Below are 22223 nucleotides of genomic sequence, written 5' to 3' on the forward strand. Positions count from 1 at the left end.
CGGCCGGCCGGTCACCGGTGCCAGGCCGGCCGGACCAGCCGCGCCACGACCGCGGTCCCCGCCGTGCCCCGGCCGCTGGGGAGCGCCGACGTCCAGCTGCGGCCACCGACCCGCAGGCCGAAGCCGATGAGCCGGCGCAGTGCCACGAGGGCCGCCGCGGTGGCGATGGCCGGCCAGCCGGGGTCCCCGGCCAGCCGCAGCAGGCCGGCGGCGACCAGCAGGTCGAGGAACACCGACAGGGCCAGCGGTGGGCGCCGGGTCACGGCCAGGGTGAGCAGCCCGGCGGCCAGCGCGGCGGCGGTCACCAGCGGGGCCACGACCGCGGTGACGGCGGCGAGGGTGCCGCTCACGAGCGCGGGCCGCCGGGGGCACCGTCCGCCCGCTCCTCGGCCACCTGGCGCCGCTCCTCGGCGATCTCCTTGCCGAGGAACCAGTTCAGCGCCGTCCGGATGGCCGCCACGGCGGCCAGCTGCCCCAGCTCGCGGAAGCTGGGCGCGACAGCCGTCCGCAGCACGTCACTGGCCAGCTGGAACTCCAGGCCCAGGGCGAGGAACCGGCCCAGGGTGAGCCGGACCGGCGTGAAGGCGGCGGTGTCGCCGCGGCGGAGCCCCACCCACAGGAAGCGGGCGAAGGCCCAGACGGCGCCGGTGGTGATCACCGCCGCCCCGCAGGCCTCCACGATGGTGACGAGCACGCCGACGACGTCCGAGAGCAGTTCTTCCACCCCGCCGCCCTACCCGGGGCCACCGTGGGCACGCCGCCGTCCCGGGGGAGCCGCGCCGGTCAGCGGTACCGGGCGGCGAACTCCCCGGGGGTCATGGACGTGACCTTCGCGAAGTCGCGGATGAAGTGCGGCTGGTCGGCGTAGCCGAGGTCGGCGGCCACCTCGCCCAGCGGGGTGCCGCCGGTGCGCAGGCGCTCCGCCGCCTCCTGCAGCCGGCGCCGCTGGACGAGCCACTTCGGGGTGAGCCCCAGCCGGCGCTGCACCAGCCGCTGCAGGGCCCGCTCGGACAGGCCGAACTCGGCGCACACCTGCGCCACCCGGGTGACGTCGCTGCGGGACTCGACGAAGGCGACCAGCCGGTTGACCAGCTCACCCTCGTCGTCCACCGGGAGGAACGGGCGCAGCGCCTCGCCGAAGGCCCCGATCGCGGCGGCGTGGCCGCCGGGGTCCGCCGGGTCGGGCGCCATCGCGGCCCGCACCCGCTCGGTCAGCCGCGCCCCCGCGGCACCCAGGACGTCGCCGACGTCGACGTACCGGTCGGTGTACCCCGCCATCGACCCCCCGGCGACCAGCGCACCCGCGGCCGGCTCGCACATCACCCCGACGGCCCACCCCGTGCCGGCCAGGGTGGTCGTCGACAACCCGGAGACGACGCCGTAGAAGCGGGCGTACTCCGGGGACACCACGATCAGCGCGACCGGGTACTGCAGCACCTGCTGCGGCGCCTCCTGCCCGGTCGGCACGGACCACACCGGGATCCAGAACCGCTGCAGCAGGCCGGCGAACTCGGGGTCCGCCGGGTAGCGGGACATCACGTGGGAGACGTCGCGCGGGTCCTTGAGGTGTGCCCGCTCGATCGGGTCCGGCCGCGGGGCACCGGCCCTGGGGTCGCTGTCGGGTTTCATCAAGACCGAGGGTGCCGCACTCCCTAGCGTCGCGCCCATGACCGACACCGCCGCCAGCACGTCCGCCGCCCCGACCACCGCTGCCTTCGAGGCGGCCGACCGGCCCCTCACCGCGGTCCTCACCGCCGTGCCGCGGGACCGCTGGACCGCCCCGTCGCCGTGCTCCGACTGGGCCGCCCGCGACGTCGTCCGGCACATGGTCGACACCCAGCGCGACTTCCTCACCGGCCAGGGCGTCGACCTCGGGCAGGCGCCCGACCTCGACGCCGACCCGGCTGCCGGCTGGCAGGAGCACGCCCGGCAGGTCCTCGCCGCCCTCTCCGACCCGGACGTCGCCGGCCGGGGGTACGACGGCCACTTCGGGCCCACGACGGTCGGCGCCACCCTCGAGCAGTTCTACGTCTGGGACATGGTGGTGCACCGCTGGGACGTCGCCCGCGCGGCCGGCCTGGACGCCGGGCTCACCGACGAGGAGCTGGACCGGGTCGACCGCGGCGCCGACGCCTTCGGCGAGGCGCTGTACATGGACGGCATCTGCCGGGGCGACGTCCAGGTGCCGGCGGACGCCGGCCGGGAGGCCCGCGTGCTGGCCCGGCTCGGCCGCCGGGCCTGACCCGGGCGGGGCTGAGCCGACCGGGCGGTGACCGCCGGCTCAGCCGGCCAGGCCGGCGTGCCGCGCCCGCAGGTCGCGCTTGAGGATCTTGCCGCTCGGGTTCTTCGGCAGCGCGTCGGCCAGCACCACGTACTTGGGCCGCTTGAACCCCGCCAGCCGCGCCGCGGCGTGGGCGTGCACGTCCTCGACGGTCAGCGAGGCGCCGGCCCGCGGGACGACGACCGCGGTGACGGCCTCGATCCAGTGCGGGTGGCTGATGCCGAACACCGCCACCTCGGCGACGCCGTCCAGGGAGTAGATCGCCTCCTCGACCTCACGGCTGGCGACGTTCTCCCCGCCGGTCTTGATCATGTCCTTCTTGCGGTCGACCACGGAGAGGTACCCGTCCTCGGTCATCACCCCGAGGTCGCCGGAGTGGAACCAGCCGCCGCGGAAGGCCTCGGCCGTCTTCTCCTCGTCGGCGTGGTAGCCCAGCGCGGCGTGCGGGCTGCGGTGCACGATCTCGCCGACCTCGCCCGGGGCGACGGGGTTGCCGTCGTCGTCCACCAGCGTCGTCTCGACGTTGAGCGCCGCCCGGCCGGCCGAGCCGGCCCGGGACAGCTGCTCGTCCGGGCGCAGGATGGTGGCCAGCGGCGACATCTCGGTCTGGCCGTAGAAGTTCCACAGCGCCACGTCGGGCAGCCGGCGCTGCATCTCCCGCAGCACCTCCACCGGCATCGCGGAGGCGCCGTAGTAGCCCTTGCGCAGGCTGGACAGGTCGGTGCGGTCGAAGTCCGGGTGCCGCAGCAGGGAGATCCACACCGTCGGCGGGCAGAACAGCTTGCTGACCCGCTCCCGGGCGATCGTGGCGAGCACTCGGGCCGGGTCGGGACCGGGCAGGACGACGCTGGTCGCGCCCAGGTAGACGTCGACGCTGAAGAAGCAGTCCAGCTGGGCGCAGTGGTACATCGGCAGGGAGTGCAGCTCGACGTCGTCCGCGCTCATCCCGCCGTCGATCGCGCAGCTCACGTACTGGCTGACCAGTGAACGGCTGGACAGCATCACGCCCTTGGGCCGGGACTCGGTGCCCGAGGTGTACATCAGCCGCAGCGGGTCGTCGTCGGCGACCGGCACCTCGGGTGCGGTGTCCGGTCCGCCGGCACACCACCGGTCGACGTCCTCCCACCCCTCCGCCGGGGGCGCGCCGGACAGCCCGATCCAGCCGCGCACCCCGCCGGTCACGCCGGCGGCCGCCAGCGCCTGCTCGGCGGTGGGCGCCAGGGCGTCCTCGGCCACGATGCCGCTCGCGCCGGAGTGCCGGAGCACGTAGCCGATCTCGTCGGGGCCGAGCATGAAGTTCACCGGCACCAGCACCACGCCCAGCTTGGCGGTGGCGAAGGCCAGCACCCCGTACTGCCACGAGTTGTGCGACAGCAGCGCCAGCCGGTCGCCCTTGCCGACACCACGGTCGGCCAGCGCGTGCGCGACCCGGTTGACCGTCGCGTCGAACTCGGCGTAGGTCATCCGGCGGTCCCCGGAGACCACGGCGGTCTTGTCGGGGTACCGCTGGGCGGTGCGGTGCAGCAGGTCACCGACCGAGTGCTGCCGGGCGCGGGTGACCGCCGCGGTGGTCGCCGGACCGAACGTGCCGTCCATGCCGTGGTCAGCCTCTCGATGCGGTGCCGCCGGGCGGGAGGGGGATCATGCCAGCCCGCCTGCGGGTCGCACCACGACGGGCCCGTGCGGTCAGCCGGAGACCGGCCGCTCCGCCCTCGCGCTGCTGAGCGCGGAGCCCCTGAGCGCGGACCCGGTCCACGCCAGGCCGAGCCCGGGGCGCCCCGGGGGAGCCGGCCGGCCGTGATGCTCCCGGCGCAGGACAGCAACGACCAGCTGCCCGCCGCGGAGCCGGACCGTCCCGCCCGGGGTCAGCGTCCGCGCGGGTAGAGCGGGCGCAGAGGGAGTGGCGGGCGGAACGGCCGCCACCGTCCCTCGCGCTGGGCGAGCCGGTCGGCGATCAGCCAGAGCACCGCCGGGTTGTGGGCCAGCCCGAGGTGGCTGCCGCGGACCTCGACGGCCTCCCGGTGCGGCGCGGCCGGGTGCCGGCAGGCCGCCCAGTCCACGATCCCGTCGCTGCGGCTGTACACCGACGTCGCGGGGACGCGGAGGGAGCCGGACTCCGCCCACGGCCGGGGGAGGGCCGCGGCGGGCGGCAGCTGCGCGGCGAGGTCGACCAGCCGCGACACGCTCGTCGCCCAGCCGGCCCGGCGGGCCACCGGGCTGCCCAGGGTGACCACCCCGCGCACGCTGGCCGGAGCGGCCCGGGCCAGTTCCAGCGCGTACAGCCCGCCCAGGCTCCAGCCCACCAGGCTGACCCGCCGCCCGGAGTCCCGGTGCAGTGCTGCCAGCCGGGCGCGCAGCTGCTCGACCACGCGGCCGGTCGGTCCCCGGTTGGTGCCCAGGCTCCAGCCGGAGACGTCGTGCCCGAGCGCCCGCAGGACCGAGCGCAGCAGCACGGTCGCGGGGTCGCCGGTGAGCAGCCCCGGGATGACCAGGACGGGATGGCCGTCCCCCCGGGGCGCGGCGGCCAGCACGGGCCAGGTGGCTCCCAGTGCGGCCAGGTCCAGCCCGGCCCGCGGCAGCTCGGAGACGAGCAGGGCGCGGGAAGGAGCACGTCGGCCGGAGGTCACCGGACCAGGGTCCCAGCCGCCCGTCCCGGGCCGCGCGGGAGGCCGGGTGGGACGGCGCGGCGACGGGGGGACGCGGGGCGCCGGTCGGCGTAGCGTGCCTGCACGACCGTTGTCCCGAGGGGCGCCGATGGCACTGCTGCGACGCATCGAGTCCGCCCGCGACGCGGTGGGGACGGCAGCCCGCCTCACCGCGGCCGGCGTGGCGCTGGCCGCCGTCCCCGCGGCGATGACCGCCGGGCTGCTGGGCGAGACCAGCAGGGTCACCGCCCGTGCCGTCCGGTCCGCCGCGGGGGCCGCCGGTTCCGTGGCGGGTTCGGTGGCGGGTTCCGTGGCGGCCGGTTCGGTCGACCTCGCCCGGTCGGCCGCCGTCGCCGGCACCCGCGCCGTCGGCACCGTGCTGACCGGAGCCGACCCCCTCCCCGACGGTTCGCTGCGCGGGCTGGTCGACGTCGCCCGCGGCATGGTGGAGCCGCCGGCGGCTCGGCACACCCGCCGGGTGTGGGCCGACTCGGGGCACGTGCAGGTCGAGGTCGCCGCACCGCCGGCCGAGGAGCAGCCGGAGGTGCGCCGGGCGCTCCGCCGGCAGCTGGAGCGGCTCGAGGGCGTGGAGTGGGCGACGGTCAACGACGTCGTCGGCCGGGTGCTGGTCGCCGTCGACGGCCGGCGGGTGAGCGTCGAGGACGTCGTCGGCGTGGTGGCCGCGGTCGAGCAGGCCCGCGGCGGGGAGCACGTCTTCCCGCTCCGGGAGGACCACCCGGCCGACCTGGAGCCGTTCCTGGCCGCGGTGCTGACCGCGGCGATCGACACCGCGGCGGTCGGGGTGGCCGCCGTCGCCAAGGCGCTCCCGGTGCCCGGCCTCACCCGGCACGCCACCCTGCTGACCGCGCTGCTGGACTCCCAGGGGTGGCTCGAGCGCGGGCTGGAGGACCGGATCGGGCCGATCGGGACCGGCCTGGTGTTCACCGGCACCAGCGCGTTCCTGCACGCCCTCACCCAGAGCCCCACCGTGCCGGCCCTGCACGCCGCCGTCGCCCTCCAGCGGGTCGCCGAGGTGCGCGCCCGCCGCCAGGTGTGGCGACGCCGCGAGGCCGAGCTGTGCCGCCCGGCACCGGACGACGACGCGGACGAGCCGCTGGCGGCGCCCGGGCCGCGGCCGGCGCCGCTGCCCCCGGGACCGATCGAGGCCTACCTGTCCCGGCTGGGCCCCACCGAGCTCGGGGCCGCGCTCGCCCTGCTCCCGCTGACCCGCCGGCCGGGCCGGTCGGCGGACATGCTGAAGGCGCTCACCCCCCGGGCCGCCACCTCCGGCCGGGAGGCGTTCGCCGCGGCGCTGGACCTGCTGATGTGCCGCGCGGGCGTGCTGCCGATGGACGGGTCGGCCTACCGCCGGTTCGACCGCGTCGACGCCGTGGTGGTCGACGGCGCCACGCTGTGCACCGGCCCGCCGGTGGTCACCGACGCGCGGGCGGACGCCGAGGGCTGGACGGACGGCGAGGTCTGGACGGCGGCCACCCGGCTGCTCGGCGGTCCCGGAGCCGAGGCCGGGGGCGGCGGAGCCGACGCCAGGGACACCGGGGTGGACGCCGGCGGCGACCGCTCCGACGGGGGCCCCGTCCTCCGCCTCGGGCCGCCCCGCACCGCACCCGACGTGCCCGGCGGCGAGCTGCGCACCCTGCTGGCGGGCCGCCGTCGGGTCGGGGTGGTGACGGTCGCGGCCGAGCTCGACCCGCACGCCGAGGCGCTGCTCACCACCGCCGGCGAGGCCGGGCTGCGGCTGGTGCTCACCGCGCACGTCGGCGCCGCGGAGATCGCCTCCGCCGCCGACGAGGTCGCGCCGGCCGGCGAGGACCTGCTGGAGACCGTGCGGCGGGTGCAGGCCGAGGGGCACGGCGTGCTGCTCGTCTCCGCCGTCGGCGGGCCCGCGCTGCTCGCCGCCGACGTCGCCGTGGCCCCGACCCGCGCCGGGCGTGCCCCGGCGTGGGGTGCGGACCTGGTCACCGGGCCCGACCTCGCCGACGCCTGCCGCCTGGTCGCGGCGACGGCGGCCGCGCGCGCGGTGAGCCGGCGGTCGGTGCAGGCGGCGGTCACCGGCAACGTGCTGGGCGGGCTGCTCGCCGCGGTGGGCAGCGCCCGGTACGGGCAGCGGAAGGCCACCACCCCCGGCAAGACGGCCACCGTCGGCACCCTGCTGGACGGCACGGGGTCGGCGGTCCGGGCCGCCGCCCGGCCCGCGCCGCCGCCCTCGGTGCACACGCCGTGGCACGCGCTGGACGCCGAGGAGGTGCAGCGGCGGCTCGCCGACCTGCCGTCGGAGCCGGGACCGCGGGGTCGCCGGGTGCTCCGGCCGGTCCGCCGCGTGGCGGCGACCCCCGTGGTCCGCGGGCCGGTGCGGTTCGCGCGCACCGTTGCGGCCGAGCTCGCCGACCCGCTCACCCCGGTCCTGGCCACCGGAGCCGCGGCGACCGCGATGCTCGGCGAGTCGACCGACGCCGTCCTGGTGGGGAGCGTCACGGTGGCGAACGCGCTGCTCAGCGGGTTCCAGCGGCTGCGGGCGGAGACGGCGCTGGAGTCCCTGCTGCTGGAGCAGGACGTCACCGTCTCCCGCGAGGTCGACGGGGGCCGGGAGGAGGTGCCCGGAAGCGCGCTGCACGTCGGCGACGTCGTGCTCGTCGAGTCCGGCGACGTGCTGGCCGCCGACGCCCGGCTGCTGTCGGCGACCGACCTGGAGGTCGACGAGTCGAACCTGACGGGGGAGTCCCTGTCGGTGGCCAAGTCGGTGCCGGCCCGGCCCGGTGCCGACGTCGCCGACCGGACCTGCATGCTCTTCGACGGCACCACCGTCGTCGCCGGCTCCGGCCGCGCGGTCGTGGTCGCCGTCGGCAGCGCCACCCAGGCGGGCCGGGCCGCGCGCGCCGCGGGCGGTGCCGCGCCGCCGGCCGGCGTGCAGGCCAGGCTCGGTGAGCTGACCCGGTCGGTGCTGCCGCTGACCCTCGCCGGCGGTGGCGCGGTCACCCTCCTCGGGGTGCTGTGGGGACGGCCGCTGCGCGAGGCGGTCCGCTCCGGGGTCGCCGTGGCGGTGGCCGCGGTGCCCGAGGGGCTGCCGCTGGTGGCGACCGTGGCCCAGCAGTCCGCCGCCCGCCGGCTGTCCCGGCGGGGCGCCGTGGTGCGCAGCGCTCGGGTGCTGGAGGCGCTGGGCCGGGTGGACACCGTCTGCTTCGACAAGACCGGCACCCTGACCGAGAACCGGCTGCGGGTCGCCCGGCTGGTGCCCCTCGGGGACGGCGCCGGCCTGACCGAGGACGAGCTCCTCGGGCTGGCGGCGGCGGCCATGGCCGACGGCGACTCCGCGGCGCACGAGACCGACCGGGCCGTCGCCGAGGCGGCCGCCGAGCGCGGGGTCGCGGCTCCGGAGGAGTGCGAGGCGGGGCTGCCGTTCGCCGCCGGACGCGGGTTCGCGGCGGCGCTGCGGGAGGGCAGGCTGGTGGTCAAGGGCGCGCCCGAGGTGGTCCTCGGCCGCTGCGCCGACGTCGGCGACGCCCGGGAGCGGGTGCGGCAGCTGGCCTGCGACGGGCTGCGTGTGCTCGCGGTCGCCGACCGCGTCGTCGACGGGCGGCCCGACGACCTGGACGAGGCGGCCCGGTCGCTGACCCTGCGCGGGCTGGTGGCCCTGGCCGACACGGTGCGGGAGTCCTCTGCTCTGGCCGTGCAGCAGCTGCGCGCCGCCGGCGTGCGCGTGCTCATCGCCACCGGCGACCACCCGGAGACGGCCGCGGCCATCGCCGCGCAGGCCGGCGTCCCGGACGCCGACCGGGTGGTGACCGGCGCCCAGTTCGCCCGGGCGTCGGACGCCGAGCGCACCCGGATGGTCCGCGAGACCGCCGTCTTCGCCCGGCTCTCCCCGGAGCAGAAGGTGTCCCTGGTGGCGGCGCTGCGGCGGTCGGGCGCGACGCTGGCGATGACCGGCGACGGCGTGAACGACGCCGCGGCCATCCGGCTGGCCGACGTCGGCGTGGGCGTCGCCGGCGCCGAGTCGCCCGCCGCGCGCAGCGCCGCGGACCTGGTGCTCACCGACGTCGACCTGACCCGGCTGGTGGACGCGATCGCCGAGGGCCGGGCCATGTGGTCGCGGGTGCGCGACGCGGTGTCCGTGCTGGTGGGCGGCAACGCCGGCGAGGTCGCCTTCACCGTGCTCGGGACGGCGTTCGGCGGGCGTGCTCCGCTGGGGACCCGGCAGCTGCTGCTGGTCAACCTGCTCACCGACATGTTCCCGGCCCTGGCGGTGGCCGTCTCCGCCCCGCGGGCCACGGCCGCCGACGGGTCGGGCGGCCCGCTGGCCGGCCACCCGCTGGAGGCCGTGCTGGTGGCCGGGCCACAGCGCGGCTTCGCCCGGGAGGTGCGCCGGATGGTGCTGGTCCGCGGCGCGGCGACCACCGCCGGGGCGACCGGGGCGTGGGCGGTCGGCCGGGTCACCGGGCTCCGCGGCCGGGCCGGCACCATGGGGCTGGCGGCACTGATCACCACCCAGCTCGGCCAGACCGCCTGGGCCGGCCGGCGCAGCCCGCTGGTCCTGGCCACCGCCGCCGGGTCGCTCGCCGTCCTGGTCGCCGTCGTCCAGGTCCCCGGCGTCAGTCGGTTCTTCGGCTGCACGCCGCTGGACCCGCTGTCCTGGTTGGTCGTGCTCGGCTCCGCGGCGGCCGGGACCGCCGGCGCGGAGCTGGTGCCGGCCCTCGTGGGCCGGTGGCAGGGCGGTCCGGGCCGTGTACCAGGTGTGGAGTAGCGGTCACCTGTGACCGTTGCCACAGTGTGCCCGCGACCGTCGGGTCGCCGCCGGGACGGAGGCCGAGCCGTGGACGAGGGCGCACTGACCGGCATCCGGGTCGTCGAGCTCGGCCAGGTCATCGCCGGCCCGTTCTGCGGACAGCTGCTCGGCGACCTGGGCGCCGACGTCGTCAAGGTCGAGCCCCCCGGGGTCGGGGACGTGCTGCGGCAGTGGGGGCGGGTGCACGGCGACGACGGGGACTCGCTGTGGTGGCGGGTCACCGGACGGAACAAGCGCAGCGTCACCGTGGACCTGCGCCGGCCCGAGGGGCAGGAGCTGGTCCGACGGCTGGCCGGCCGGGCGGACGTGCTGCTGGAGAACTTCCGCCCCGGGACCATGGAGCGGTGGGGACTGGGCTGGGAGGAGCTCTCCGGGGTCAACGAGCGGCTGGTCATGGTGCGGGTGAGCGGCTTCGGCCAGACCGGGCCGTACGCGCAGCGGGCCGGGTACGCGGCGATCGGCGAGGCCATGGGCGGCCTCCGGGCGCTGACCGGGTACCCGGACCGCCCGCCCACCCGGGTGGGCCTGTCCATCGGTGACTCGCTGGCCGGCACGATGGCCGCGCTCGGCGCCGTCGCGGCCCTCGAGGCACGCCGCCGGACGGGCCGGGGCCAGGTCGTGGACGCCTCCATCTTCGAGTCGGTGCTCGCGATGACCGAGTCGCTCGTCCCGGAGTGGCAGGTCGCCGAGCTGAGGCGGGAACGGACCGGCGCCACCCTGCCCGGCATCGCGCCGAGCAACGTCTACCCCACCGAGGGCGGCTCGGTGCTGATCGCGGCCAACCAGGACTCGGTGTTCCGGCGGCTCGCCGCGGCGATGGGCATGCCGGAGCTGGCCGACGACCCGCGCTACGCCGACCACCGCGCCCGGGGCGAGCGGCAGGCCGAACTGGACGCGGTCATCGCCGGGTGGACGCGGGCCCGGACCGCGGCCGAGACGCTGGAGGTGCTGCACCGGGCGGGTGTCCCGGCCGGGCTGGTGTACGAGCCGGGGGACATGCTCGGGGACCCGCACTTCCGGGCCCGCGGCTCGATCGTCCGGGTGCCCGACGAGGAGTTCGGGGAGGTCGCGATGCCGGCGGTGGTGCCGCGGCTGAGCGACACCCCGGGCTCGGTCCGCGAACGCGCCCCGCGGCTCGGGGAGCACACCGACGCCGTCCTCACCGAGCTGCTGGGACTGAGCGCCGAGGAGATCGCCGACCTGCGCTCGGGAGGGGTGGTCTGACCCCACCTCCCGCACGCCCGCCCTGCCCGCCGCGACGACGGAGTCGCTCCGCATGCCGGACAATCTGACCCGCACGCTCCTGCGCGACCACCTCGTCGCCGGGGAGCTCCGACCGGGTGCCACCCTGACCCTCGCCGTGGACCAGGTCCTCATCGAGGACGCCACCGGCACCATGACCGCGATGCAGTTCGAGATGCTCGACGTGGACGGGGTCGCCGTCCCGCTCGCCGTCCAGTACGTGGACCACAACGTGCTGCAGATCGACGACAAGAACCTCCAGGACCACAAGTACCTGGAGAGCTTCTGCCGCCGCCACGGCATCCGCTACTCCCCGGCCGGCAACGGCATCTCCCACTACGTCCACCTCGAGCACTTCGCCCGCCCCGGCGAGCTGCTGATCGGGGCCGACTCGCACACCACCTCCTCCGGTGCGGTGGGCATGTTCGCCGTGGGGGCGGGGGGCCTGGACGTGGCCGTGGCGATGGCCGGGCACGGCTACGACCTCGCCTGCCCGCGCGTCGTCGGCGTCGAGCTGACCGGCCGGCTGCCGGACTGGGTCGAGGGCAAGGACGTGGTCCTCGAGCTGCTGCGCCGCACAACCGTCCGCGGCGGGCTCGGCACCGTCTTCGAGTTCCTCGGCGACGGGGTCGCGGCCCTGCCGGTCACCGAGCGGGCCACCATCGCCAACATGATCGTCGAGACCGGGGCGACGACGGCGGTCTTCCCCTCCGACGACCAGACCCGGGCCTGGCTGCGCTCGCAGGGCCGAGAGGAGGACTTCCGGCCGCTGGCCGCCGACCCGGGAGCCGGGTACGACGACGTCGTCCGCATCGACCTCGGCGCGCTGGAGCCGCTGGTGGCGATGCCGCACTCACCGGACAACGTCGTCCCGGTGCGGGAGGTCGCCGGCACCGCGATCGTCCAGGTCTGCGTCGGGTCCTCGGTGAACAGCTCCTACGAGAACCTCGCCACGGTCGCCGGCGTGCTGCGCGGGCACCAGGTCCACCCCGGCCTGCAGGTCACCGTGAACCCCGGCTCCCGGCAGATCCTGGACACCATCACCCGCTCCGGGGTCTACGGCGACCTGCTGCACGCCGGGGCCCGGGTCCTCGAACCGATCTGCGGCCCGTGCGTGGGGATCGGGTACGCGCCGACGAAGGGCGAACCGTCGTTGCGCACCTTCAACCGCAACTTCCCCGGCCGCAGCGGCACCGCGGGCGACAGCGTGTGGCTCTGCTCCCCGTCCACCGCCGCCGCGAGCGCGCTGGCGGGGGTGATCACCGACCCCCGCACCCTGGGCGACCCGCCGGAGCTGCCACCGGCGGACAACGACCCGCTGGTCGACGCCCGGTTCATCACCGCCGTCCTGCCGCCGGAGGAACGGCGGCGGGTGGAGATCTGGCGCGGGCCCAACCAGCAGCCGCCGCCGGACATCGGGCCGCTGCCCGACGAGGTGTCGGGACGGGTGGTGATCGTCCTGGGCGACGACATCTCCACCGGCGACATGGCCCCCGACGGCGCGATCGCGATGTCCATCTGGTCGGACATCACCGCCTGCGCGAGGTTCATGTTCCAGCGCAACGACCCCGGCTTCCACGACCGGGTGACCTCCTGGGGCGGCGGCGTCATCGTGGCCGGCCACAACTACGGGCAGGGCTCCTCCCGGGAGCACGCCGCGCTGAACCCGCGCTTCCTCGGGATCCGGGCCGTCGTGGCGGCGAGCTTCGCCCGCATCCACCGCAGCAACCTCATCTCCCAGGGCATCGTCCCGCTGGTCTCGGAAGAGGCCGCCGGGACGGCGTCGGTGGGGGACAGCTGGCGGGTCCCGGGCCTGCGGGCCGCCGTCGAGGACGGCCGGGAGGAGCTCCCGGTCGAGGTGGACGGGCAGCCGCCGCTGACGGTGGCGCTGCAGCTCTCCCCGGCCGAGCGCGCGGTGCTCCTGGCCGGCGGCCTGCTCGCGCACACCCGGAACGGGCACCGCCCCCGGGTCCCCGCCCGCACGCACTGATCCCGCCCACTCCCGCCCGGTCCCAGCGGAAGGACGACCGTGTCGCCCGAAGTCGTGTCGCTGCTCATCCTGCTGGTCATCCTGGTCATCGCCACGGTGCTGCCGATCAACATGGGGGCGCTCGGCTTCGCCGCGGCGTTCCTGCTCGGCACGCTGGTCCTCGGCCTGTCCGTCGACGAGATCCTGGCCGGCTTCCCGGCCGGCCTGTTCCTGACCCTCGCCGGCATCACCTACCTGTTCGGGATCGCGCAGATCAACGGGACGGTCGACCTGCTGATCCGCGGCGCCATCCGGGCGGTCGGAGGCCGGATCCCGGCCATCCCGTGGATCATGTTCGCCGTCACGGCGCTGCTGGTGGGCATCGGTGCGCTGTTCGCGGTGGCGATCGTCGCCCCCATCGCGCTGCGCTTCGCCTTCCGCCACAAGATCAACCCGCTGCTGATGGGCATGATGGTGGTGCACGGCGCCCTCGGCGGCGCCTTCACCCCGATCAGCGTCTACGGCAGCTTCGTCAACGGCCTGGTCGGCGACAGCGGCCTGGACAACAGCCCGCTCATGCTGACGGTGGCGCCGCTTGCCTTCAACGCCGCCATCGGCGCGCTGCTCTTCGTCGTGCTGGGCGGACGGCAGCTGCTCTCCGCCCGGACCCACCACCAGGAGGACGAGTCGGCCGCCCGTGAGGCCGTCGCCGCCAGCCCGGTCACCAGCGGCGGGCCGGGGAGCGGGGGCACCGCGACGGCGAGGGGACACGGTGTCCAGGCGGCGGCCTCGCCCGAGGACCCCGCCCCGGAGGTGCGCGCCCGGGAGGAGGCGGACACCCGCGAGCCGGTCCGGTTCGAGCAGGTCGCCACCATCGTCGGCCTGCTGGTCTTCGCCGTGCTGACCAGCGCGTTCGCGTTGGACGTCGGCTTCACGTCGATCCTGATCGGTGTGCTCCTGGCGCTGATCAGCCCCAAAGCCACCAAGGGGGCCGTCGACAAGATCGCCTGGTCGACGGTGCTGCTCATCGCCGGTGTGCTCACCTACGTCAGCGTGCTGGAGGCGGCCGGCACCATCGAGTGGATCAGCGCGGGCATCGCCGGGCTCGGCGCCCCGCTGCTCGCGGCGTTGCTCATCTGCTATCTCGGCGGGGTCGCCTCGGCGTTCGCGTCGTCGGTCGCGATCCTCGGCGTGATGATCCCGCTGGCCATCCCCTTCCTGCAGCAGGGCGGGATCGGGGCCGTCGGGTTCATCGTGGCGCTCGCCATCGCCACCACGGTGGTGGACGTCAGCCCGTTCTCCACCAACGGCGCCCTGGTCCTGGCCAACGCCCAGGACATCGACCGGGACCGCTTCTACCGCCAGCTGCTGGCCTACGCCGGCGTCGTCGTGGTGCTGGGGCCGCTGCTGGCCTGGGCGGTGTTCGTGCTCCCCGGCTGGCTGTGAGGGGCGGTCCCCGCCGCTACTGGGCGGCCGCGGGGTAGGCCTCGGGCAGGTCCGCGGCCGTGGGGCCGTCCGCGCCGCCCGGCTGCGGCGTGGGCCGCGGCGCGGGGGCCATCCGGACCTCGCCGCTGAGCAGCCGCCCGGCGTCCGGCACCCGGGGCTCCAGGCCGAGCTCGGAGAGGACGGTGAACACCGTCGCGGTCGCGGCCGACAGCACGGGCAGGCCGGCGGCGTCCTCGACGGGCTGGATCGCCGACAGCGACGGCATCTGCACGCACGCCGAGAGCACCAGCGCGTCGGCGTCGCCGACGTCGACCCGGCGCCAGTGCTCGCGCAGGTCCGCCGGGTCCAGCCGGGCGACCGCCAGGTTGTCCGACACCTCCAGGCTCAGCGCGTCGCACACCTCGACCCCGGCGTCCTCGACGTAGTCGGCCACCAGCCGGGTCAGCGGCTTCATGTACGGGGTCACCATCGCGATCCGCTTGGCCCCCATCGCCTCCAGCGCGCGGAGCAGCGCGCCGGCGCTGGACACCACCGGGACGTCGAGCCCCTCGCCCTGCAGCACGCCGCTGATCTGCGCCTCCGCGGAGCAGTGGTAGCCCGGGCCCTGGGCCATGATGGCCACCAGGCAGGCCGAGGCCACGACGTCGGGGCGGGCGTCGGCCAGCTCCAGCGTGGCGCGCTCGGTCTGCGCGTTCATCCGCTGGAGCTCCTCCGGCGTGACGTGCTTCATCCGCATCCGGCTGGAGTGGAAGGTGAACCGCTCGTCGGGGAACACCTGCTCGCGGTCACGCAGCATCCGCGGCAGCTCGGTCTCCATGGTCAGGTTCGAGCTCGGCACGATCATGCCGATCCGGGAGTCGCTCACGGTTCCTCCTGAGGGGCGCGGAGGTGGGGGGCGTCCCCACCTCCGCGCCCTACCCAGCCGGCGGCCGGCTCAGACGGCGCCCGCGCTCAGACGGCGCAGCCGTCCGGCCCGCACGCGCCGGCGGCACCGCCGTCGACGGACACCAGCGGGGACCGGTCGGGCCACGCCCGCTCCAGCACCTCCAGCAGGACGTCGGCCGGCTGCGCGCCGTTCACCCCGTACGTGCGGTCGATGACGAAGAACGGCACCCCGCGGATGCCGATCGCCGCCGCCTCGGCCTCGTCGGCGCGGACCGCACCGGCGTACCGCTGGTCGTCGAGGGCCTCGCGGACCTCTCCGGCGTCCAGCCCGGCCTCGGCGGCCAGCCGCACCAGGGTCTCCCGGTCGCCGACCGCCTCGCCCTCGGCGAAGTAGGCGCGCAGCAGCCGCTCCTTGACGGCGTCCTGCACGCCGCGGAGCCCGGCCAGGTGGACGACCTGGTGGGCGTCGAAGGTGTTGGCCCGCACGGCCCGGTCGAAGCGGAAGTCCAGGCCCTCGGCGGCGGCCTGCGCGGTCATCGTGTCGATCATCTGCTGGGCGGCGGGGAGGTCGGTGCCGTACTTGGCGGCCAGCCGCTCGGCGTACTCGGACGCGCCGGCGGGCCGGCCGGCGGGCGCGGAGTCGGCGTGCGGGTCCAGCTCGAAGCTCTTCCACTCCACCTCCACCTGGTCCCGGTGCGGGAACCGGGCGAGGGCGGACTCGAAGCGGCGCTTGCCGATGTGGCACCACGGACAGACGACGTCGGACCAGATTTCGACCTTCATGTCCGGCGCAACAGCCGGGGACCGCGCCGCTCTTCCCGCCCGCCCCTCCATGCCTTTTCGGGCTCAAGCCCGCGTGCTCCTTCGGGCTCAAGCCCGCGAGCTCCTTCGGGCCCGAGCCCGCGTGCTCTTTCGGGCTCGAGCACGCAGGGGTCGGGGCTAGGGTCCGGGCCGTGGCAGCAGCCGAGGAAGAGCCGGACCGGTCGGTCCGCCCGGTGGAGAGCTCCGTGCGCACCGACCTGCGCGGTGCGATGAGCTACGGCGACTACCTGGACCTGCACCGGCTGCTCGGCGCGCAGCACCCGCGCAGCAGCCCGGAGCACCACGACGAGCTGCTGTTCATCGTCCAGCACCAGACCAGCGAGCTCTGGCTCAAGCTGGTCCTGCACGAGCTCCGGGCCGCGCGCCGGTTCCTCGCCGAGGACGAGGTGGCGCCGGCGCTGAAGTGCCTGGCCCGGGTGAAGAACATCCAGCGGACGCTGACCGAGCAGTGGTCGGTCCTGGCCACCCTCACGCCGCGCGAGTACGCGCAGTTCCGCGGGTCGCTGGGCAACGCGTCGGGCTTCCAGTCGCACCAGTACCGGGCGGTCGAGTTCATCCTGGGCAACAAGAACGCCGCCGTGCTGCCGGTGTTCGACGACGACCCCGACGCGCACCGGCTGCTGCTCGAGCTGCTGGAGGCCCCGACCCTCTACGACGAGTTCCTCCGTTTCCTGGCCCGCGGCGGGTTCGCGGTGCCCGCCGAGGTGCTCACCCGGGACGTCCGGCAGCCGTGGACCCTGGTGCCGGCGCTGGTCCCGGTGTTCCGGCAGGTCTACGAGTCGACGGACACGCCGTGGGGCGTCTACGAGGCCTGCGAGAGCTTGGTCGACGTCGAGGACGCCTTCCAGCTGTGGCGGTTCCGGCACCTGCTGACCGTGCAGCGCACCATCGGCTTCAAGACCGGCACCGGCGGCTCGTCCGGGGTGGGGTTCCTGCGCCGGGCGCTGGACCTCACGTTCTTCCCGGAGCTCTACGCCGTCCGCACCGAGATCGGCACCTGAGGGACCGCCCCGCCCTCACCCCGCTGCGCGAGCAGCTGGGCCAGGTGCAGCGCCGGTCGACCCTCCAGCTGGTCCAGCTGGGTGCGGCAGGAGAAGCCGTCGGCCAGGACGACGGCGTCCGGCCCGGCCGCCCGGACGGCCGGCAGCAGGGAGTGCTCGGCGATCCGCACCGAGACGTCGTGGTGCCCGCGCTCGACGCCCCAGTTGCCGGCCAGCCCGCAGCAGCTGCCCACCCGGGTCACCGTCGCCCCGGCGCGGCGCAGCAGCCGCTCGTCGGTGCTCCACCCCATCACCGAGTGGTGGTGGCAGTGCGGCTGGGCGACCACCTCGACGCCGGCCAGGGACGGCGGCTCCCAGCCCTCCGTCGCGGTCAGCAGCTCGCCCAGCGTCCGGGTGGCCGCGGCGACCCGGGCGGTGGCCGGGTCGTCGAGCAGCTCCCCGGCCTCGCCGCGCAGGACCGCGGTGCACGAGGGCTCGACGCCCACGATCGGCATGCCGGCGTCGGCGTAGCCGGCCAGCGTGGTCACCGTGCGGCGCAGGATCCGCTTCGCGGCGTCCAGCTGGCCGGTGGTGATCCAGGTCAGCGCGCAGCAGGTGTCCGCCGGCGGCACCTCGACCCGGTGCCCGGCGCGCTCGAGCACCTGCACCATCGCCACGGCCACCTCGGGCGCGAAGTGGTCGGTGAACGAGTCGACCCACAGCGCCACCGCGGGCCGGCCGTCGTCGGCCGCGGCCGGGCGGGTCGCCCAGAGCTCCCGGAAGGTGTGCCGTGCGAACGCCGGCAGGTCCCGCCGCTGGTCCACGCCGGCGCCCCACTTGGCCAGCGCGCCGCCCACCCGCGAGCGCAGGACGGCGTTGGCCAGCCGTGGTGCCCGCGCGACGAGGTCGGACCAGCGGGGCAGCTGCCCGAGCGCGTAGTGCGAGCGCGGCCGCACCCGGCGGCGGTGGGCCTGGTACAGCACCTCGGACTTGTAGGCGGCCATGTCCACCCCGGTCGGGCAGTCGCGGGAGCAGCCCTTGCAGGACAGGCACAGGTCAAGTGCCTCGTGCACCTCGGGGGAGCGCCAGTCGCGCACCGGCCCGCCCGGGGCCAGCATCTCCTGCAGCACCCGCGCCCGGCCCCGGGTGCTGTCCTTCTCCGCCAGCGTGGCCGGGTAGGACGGGCACATCACCCCGCCGGTCGCGGTCAGGTCGGCCCGGCACTTGCCGACGCCGGTGCAGCGGTGGACCGCGGCGTTGAGGTCCCCGCCGTCGTGCCGGTAGGCCAGCGCCAGCCGGTCCCGGCGGGGACCGACCTCGGCCACCCGCACGTCGGCGTCGAAGGGCGCGGGCCGCACCAGCACCCCGGGGTTCAGCACGTCGTCGGGGTCCAGCAGGCCCTTCACCTGCTCGAACAGCGACAGGACGGCGGGGGAGTACATGTAGGGCAGCAGCTCGCCGCGGGCCCTTCCGTCCCCGTGCTCCCCGGAGACCGACCCGCCGTAGCCGGCCACCAGCTGCGCGGCGTCGGTGATGAACGAGCGGTACCGCGGCCGGCCGCCGTCCTCGTGCTGCTGGCCGAACGGGAAGTCGATCCGGACGTGCACGCAGCCGTCGCCGAAGTGCCCGTAGGGCAGGCCCTGCAGCCCGTGGTCGGCGAGCAGGGCCTCGAAGTCGCGCAGGTAGCCGCCCAGCTGCTCCACCGGGACGGCGGCGTCCTCCCAGCCGGCGTGCGCCGGGCGCCCGTCGCTGGTGCGGCCGGCCAGCCCCGCGCCGTCCTCCCGGATCCGCCAGATGGCCGCGGCCTCGGCCGGGTCGCTGACCACCAGGGCGTCCAGGGCGCCGGTGCCGGCGACCAGCCGGCGGGCCCGGTCGGCCACCTCCGCGGCGTCCTCGCCGGTGAGCTCGACGATCAGCCAGCCCTGGCCGCGGGGCAGGTCGGGGATGGTGGCGGCGGGGACGTCCCGCAGCCGCTGGACGATGCGGGAGTCCAGGCCCTCGACGGCGGTGGGCGAGAACTCCAGCAGCGGCGGGGTCGCGTCGGCCGCCTCCGGCATGCCCGGGTAGCCGAGCACGACCAGTGCCCGCACCGCGGGCTCGGGCACCAGCCGCACGGTGGCGCCGAGGGTGAGGGCCAGGGTGCCCTCGCTGCCCACCAGCGCCCGGGCCAGGTCACCGCCGCGCTCGGGGAGCAGGTGCTCCAGGGCGTAGCCGGACACCTGCCGGCCGAACCGGCCGAGCTCGGTACGGATGGTGGAGAGAGAGGCGTCGACCAGCGCCTGCAGCTCGCGGGGGAGGGCCGCCGGCGCGGCGCCGCTGGTCAGCCGCAGGCGGTCGCCGGCACCGGTGACGACGTCGAGGGCGGTCACGTTGTCCGAGGTGCGCCCGTAGCCCAGCGCCCGGGACCCGCAGGCGTTGTTGCCGATCATCCCGCCGATGGTGCAGCGGTTGGAGGTGCTCGGGTCGGGCCCGAAGCGGAGCCCGTGCGGCCGGGCGGCGGCCTGCAGCGCGGACTGGACGACCCCGGGGTCGACCACCGCCGTCCGGGTCTGCGGGTCCACCGACCGCACCCGGGACAGGTGCCGGCTGGTGTCGATGACGACCCCGGGGCCGACCGCGTTGCCGGCGATCGACGTCCCGGCGCCGCGGGCGGTCAGCGGGACGCCGAGTTCCCGGCACACCGCCAGCGTCGCGACGACCTCGTCGGCGTGCCGGGGCCGGACCACCACCCGGGGCAGCACCCGGTACAGCGAGGCGTCGGTCGAGTACAGCGCCCGGGCCAGGCCCGAGCCGTCCACGTCGGCGACCCCGGCCCCGCCGAGGGCGGCGAGCAGGTCGGCGTCGGTGGCCAGCGCCGTGGAGGCGGACGTCACCACAGGTGCAGCGACCGGCGGAAGATGCCCTCCAGGTCGTCCTCCGTCACGTCCTTGGGCGCGGTGGCCAGCAGCCGCTGCTGCTTGAGCGTGCCCTGGACCAGGTCGCCGATGTCGCCCTCGTCGTAGCCCACCGGGCCGATGCCGCCGGGGATCCCGATGTCGCGCATCAGCGCGGCCAGCACGGTCGGCAGGAAGGCGGCGGGGTCGTTGGGCTCGTCGGCCCGCGGGTCGAGCAGCTGGGCCGCCCGGCGGTGCCGGTCCGGGGAGGCGTCGAAGGTGAACCGGAACGCCTCCGGCGCGGTCAGGGCCACCGACATGCCGTGCGGGATCATCGGGTGGTCGGCCGGGTAGTCCGCGGGGTGGAAGTCCTTGACCCGGCCGGCGATCGGATAGGCGTTGGCGTGAGGGATGTGCACCCCGGCGTTGCCGAACCCCATCCCGGCGAAGGTGGCGGCCATGGCCATCTTCCCCCGGGCGTCCTCGTCGCCGTCGCGGACGGCGGGGCGGAAGGACTCGGCCAGCAGGCTCAGCGACTTCTCCGCCCACATGTCGGCGATCGGGTTGGCGCCGCAGTAGGGCACCCGCTCCTCGGGCTTCTTGCGCTCGTAGCTGGTGAACGGCCGCGCCGTGTAGCTCTCCAGGGCGTGGCAGAGGATGTCCATGCCCGCCGCCGCGGTCACCCCGGAGGGCTGGGTGCGGGTCAGCGAGGGGTCGATGACGGCCAGCGTCGGGCGCAGCCGGGCGTGGCTGATCCCGGTCTTCACCTTCAGCGACAGCACGTCGAGCACGCAGATGGTGGTGCTCTCCGCGCCGGTGCCCGTGGTGGTGGGGACGGCGACCAGCGGGAGCAGCGGGTTCTCCGGAGCCTTGCCGCCGCCGACCGGCTTGTTCACGTAGTCCATCAGGTCGCCGGGGTTGGTGATCATCAGGTCCACCGCCTTGGCGGTGTCGATGCTCGTCCCGCCTCCGACCGCGACGATCGCGTCCCAGGGGCCGTTGTCCCGGGCCCAGTCGACGGCGTGCTGGAGGCTCTCGTCGGTGGGCTCGACGTGCGCCCCGTCGAAGACGGAGGCCTCGATGCCGAACTGCGCCATCTGGTCGGCGACCCGCTGCGGGTGGCCGGTGGCCGCGACCCCCGGGTCGGTCACCACCAGGACCCGTCGCGCCCCGGTCTGGGCGAGGTCGTAGCCGACCTCGTCGGCCGCACCCACCCCGAACTTCAGGCGCGGGGCGCCGTAGGTGAAGACGCTCTCCGGTGAAGCCGGCTGGAACGTGGTCGAAGCGGACATCGCCTGTCCTTCCTGAGCGGCCGGGGCCCCCATCCTGCCCCCGGGGCCTGGGGAGGCGCAGACCGGCGTCGGTCCGGGTCTTGTGCCGGGCGGGGGAGCGGGCTAACGTACAACCTCGTGGTTGTAGATGAGCCGGAGCAGGCCACCGTGGACCGGGTCTTCGCCGCGCTCGCCGACGCCACCCGCCGCGACATCGTCACCCGCGTGCTGCGGCAGGAGGCGTCGGTCTCGGCGCTGGCCCGGAACTACGAGATGAGCTTCGCCGCGGTCCAGAAGCACGTGGCCGTGCTCGAGCGGGCCGGTCTCGTGCGCAAGGAACGCCGCGGCCGCGAGCAGCTGGTCCGCGGCGACGTCGACACCCTCCGTGCGGCCGCCCGGCTGCTCGGCCGGTACGAGGAGCTCTGGCGCGACCGCATCGGGCGCATGGAGGAGGTCCTCACCTCACCTGGAGGAGACGCAGCATGACCGTCGTCAGCACCGAACAGGACCCGCAGGCCCTCACCTTCACGATCGTCGCCGAGTTCGCCGTCCCGCCGTCCCGCGTGTGGCAGCTGTGGGCCGACCCGCGCCAGCTGGAGCGCTGGTGGGGGCCGCCCGGGTGGCCGGCGACGTTCGAGCAGCACGACGTCCGGGTCGGCGGGACGTCCAGGTACCACATGACCGGGCCGGACGGCGACGAGGCGCACGGCTGGTGGCGCATCGTCGCGCTGGACGAGCCGCACTCGCTGGAGTTCGACGACGGCTTCGCCGACCGCGAGGGCAACCCGTCCCCGGACATGCCGACCATCCGCGGCCGGGTCGAGCTGGCGGACGTCGACGGCGGCACGCGCATGACGGTCCGGTCGCAGTTCGCGACCGCCGAGCAGATGGCGCAGCTGGTCGAGATGGGCATGGTCGAGGGGATCACCCAGGCCATGGGCCAGATCGACGACGTCCTGCTCGCCGGGGTCTGACCCGCCCGCCTCCCGGCCGGCGACGGCCGGGAGG

General features: G+C 75.9%; 17 protein-coding genes. 8 read left to right on the forward strand and 9 right to left on the reverse strand.

Annotated features, from left to right (window positions below):
- Positions 1-11 precede the first annotated feature (11 nt).
- The 3 genes from ACWIX6_RS10815 to ACWIX6_RS10825 are packed head-to-tail and all read right to left on the reverse strand — an operon-like array spanning position 12 to position 1629.
- Positions 12-350, reverse strand: coding sequence for a hypothetical protein (locus ACWIX6_RS10815; protein ID WP_448616856.1), 339 nt, complete (start codon positions 348-350; stop codon positions 12-14).
- On the reverse strand, positions 347-724 hold the full coding sequence (locus ACWIX6_RS10820; RefSeq protein WP_448616857.1) for a DUF1622 domain-containing protein: 378 nt from the start codon (positions 722-724) through the stop codon (positions 347-349). Before ACWIX6_RS10820 ends, ACWIX6_RS10815 begins: the two co-directional genes overlap by 4 nt.
- Positions 725-783: 59 nt before the next feature.
- On the reverse strand, positions 784-1629 hold the full coding sequence (locus ACWIX6_RS10825; RefSeq protein WP_448616858.1) for a helix-turn-helix domain-containing protein: 846 nt from the start codon (positions 1627-1629) through the stop codon (positions 784-786).
- 37 nt (positions 1630-1666) lie between these two features.
- Between ACWIX6_RS10825 and ACWIX6_RS10830 the strand changes: the two genes are divergently transcribed.
- Positions 1667-2242 (forward strand): TIGR03086 family metal-binding protein, encoded by a 576-nt coding sequence (locus ACWIX6_RS10830; protein WP_448616859.1) that lies wholly within the window; start codon positions 1667-1669, stop codon positions 2240-2242.
- A 39-nt stretch (positions 2243-2281) separates the two neighbouring features.
- On the opposite strand, the gene ACWIX6_RS10835 is transcribed toward ACWIX6_RS10830, so the two are convergent.
- Both ACWIX6_RS10835 and ACWIX6_RS10840 read right to left on the reverse strand, forming a co-directional pair.
- Positions 2282-3877 (reverse strand): acyl-CoA synthetase, encoded by a 1596-nt coding sequence (locus ACWIX6_RS10835; protein ID WP_448616860.1) that lies wholly within the window; start codon positions 3875-3877, stop codon positions 2282-2284.
- A gap of 269 nt (positions 3878-4146) precedes the next feature.
- Positions 4147-4908: an esterase/lipase family protein gene (locus ACWIX6_RS10840; protein WP_448616861.1), complete on the reverse strand. Its 762-nt coding sequence runs from the start codon at positions 4906-4908 to the stop codon at positions 4147-4149.
- Positions 4909-5035: 127 nt separating this feature from the next.
- On the opposite strand from ACWIX6_RS10840, the gene ACWIX6_RS10845 reads away from it, so the two are divergent.
- The 4 genes from ACWIX6_RS10845 (at position 5036) to ACWIX6_RS10860 (ending at position 14384) form a co-directional block, all read left to right on the forward strand.
- Positions 5036-9685 carry an HAD-IC family P-type ATPase gene (locus ACWIX6_RS10845; RefSeq protein WP_448616862.1) on the forward strand — a complete coding sequence of 1550 codons (4650 nt, stop codon included), beginning with the start codon at positions 5036-5038 and terminating at the stop codon, positions 9683-9685.
- 69 nt (positions 9686-9754) lie between these two features.
- Positions 9755-10951 carry a CaiB/BaiF CoA transferase family protein gene (locus ACWIX6_RS10850; protein ID WP_448616863.1) on the forward strand — a complete coding sequence of 399 codons (1197 nt, stop codon included), beginning with the start codon at positions 9755-9757 and terminating at the stop codon, positions 10949-10951.
- Positions 10952-11003: 52 nt separating this feature from the next.
- Positions 11004-12959 carry an aconitate hydratase gene (locus ACWIX6_RS10855; protein ID WP_448616864.1) on the forward strand — a complete coding sequence of 652 codons (1956 nt, stop codon included), beginning with the start codon at positions 11004-11006 and terminating at the stop codon, positions 12957-12959.
- Positions 12960-12998: 39 nt separating this feature from the next.
- Positions 12999-14384: an SLC13 family permease gene (locus ACWIX6_RS10860; RefSeq protein ID WP_448616865.1), complete on the forward strand. Its 1386-nt coding sequence runs from the start codon at positions 12999-13001 to the stop codon at positions 14382-14384.
- A 16-nt stretch (positions 14385-14400) separates the two neighbouring features.
- On the opposite strand, the gene ACWIX6_RS10865 is transcribed toward ACWIX6_RS10860, so the two are convergent.
- Complete coding sequence (locus ACWIX6_RS10865) at positions 14401-15249, reverse strand: maleate cis-trans isomerase family protein (RefSeq protein ID WP_448616866.1); 849 nt, start codon at positions 15247-15249, stop codon at positions 14401-14403.
- Between the two features lie 86 nt (positions 15250-15335).
- Positions 15336-16052, reverse strand: a complete 717-nt coding sequence (locus tag ACWIX6_RS10870) for a DsbA family oxidoreductase (protein WP_448616867.1) — start codon at positions 16050-16052, stop codon at positions 15336-15338.
- Between the two features lie 170 nt (positions 16053-16222).
- Between ACWIX6_RS10870 and kynA the strand changes: the two genes are divergently transcribed.
- Entirely contained in the window at positions 16223-17092 is an 870-nt protein-coding gene (gene kynA / locus ACWIX6_RS10875; RefSeq protein WP_448616868.1) for a tryptophan 2,3-dioxygenase, read from the forward strand.
- Here the strand turns inward: kynA and ACWIX6_RS10880 are convergent.
- Positions 17062-19944: an FAD-linked oxidase C-terminal domain-containing protein gene (locus tag ACWIX6_RS10880; protein WP_448616869.1), complete on the reverse strand. Its 2883-nt coding sequence runs from the start codon at positions 19942-19944 to the stop codon at positions 17062-17064. The two genes, kynA and ACWIX6_RS10880, sit on opposite strands and share 31 nt — an antisense overlap.
- On the reverse strand, positions 19941-21236 hold the full coding sequence (locus ACWIX6_RS10885) for a hydroxyacid-oxoacid transhydrogenase (RefSeq protein WP_448616870.1): 1296 nt from the start codon (positions 21234-21236) through the stop codon (positions 19941-19943). Before ACWIX6_RS10885 ends, ACWIX6_RS10880 begins: the two co-directional genes overlap by 4 nt.
- Before the next feature lie 117 nt (positions 21237-21353).
- Between ACWIX6_RS10885 and ACWIX6_RS10890 the strand changes: the two genes are divergently transcribed.
- Positions 21354-21701, forward strand: coding sequence for an ArsR/SmtB family transcription factor (locus tag ACWIX6_RS10890; RefSeq protein ID WP_448616871.1), 348 nt, complete (start codon positions 21354-21356; stop codon positions 21699-21701).
- Positions 21698-22189, forward strand: coding sequence for an SRPBCC family protein (locus ACWIX6_RS10895; RefSeq protein WP_448616872.1), 492 nt, complete (start codon positions 21698-21700; stop codon positions 22187-22189). Before ACWIX6_RS10890 ends, ACWIX6_RS10895 begins: the two co-directional genes overlap by 4 nt.
- Positions 22190-22223 lie beyond the last annotated feature (34 nt).

The organism is Modestobacter sp. URMC 112 (genome assembly GCF_053502575.1).

Bases quoted from the DNA above. Each gene is read 5' to 3' on its own strand.
- ACWIX6_RS10825 (WP_448616858.1), bottom strand. From the start codon at position 1,629: ATGAAACCCGACAGCGACCCCAGGGCCGGTGCCCCGCGGCCGGACCCG.
- ACWIX6_RS10830 (WP_448616859.1), top strand. From the start codon at position 1,667: ATGACCGACACCGCCGCCAGCACGTCCGCCGCCCCGACCACCGCTGCC.
- ACWIX6_RS10835 (WP_448616860.1), bottom strand. From the start codon at position 3,877: ATGGACGGCACGTTCGGTCCGGCGACCACCGCGGCGGTCACCCGCGCC.
- ACWIX6_RS10845 (WP_448616862.1), top strand. From the start codon at position 5,036: ATGGCACTGCTGCGACGCATCGAGTCCGCCCGCGACGCGGTGGGGACG.
- ACWIX6_RS10855 (WP_448616864.1), top strand. From the start codon at position 11,004: ATGCCGGACAATCTGACCCGCACGCTCCTGCGCGACCACCTCGTCGCC.
- ACWIX6_RS10870 (WP_448616867.1), bottom strand. From the start codon at position 16,052: ATGAAGGTCGAAATCTGGTCCGACGTCGTCTGTCCGTGGTGCCACATC.
- ACWIX6_RS10885 (WP_448616870.1), bottom strand. From the start codon at position 21,236: ATGTCCGCTTCGACCACGTTCCAGCCGGCTTCACCGGAGAGCGTCTTC.
- ACWIX6_RS10895 (WP_448616872.1), top strand. From the start codon at position 21,698: ATGACCGTCGTCAGCACCGAACAGGACCCGCAGGCCCTCACCTTCACG.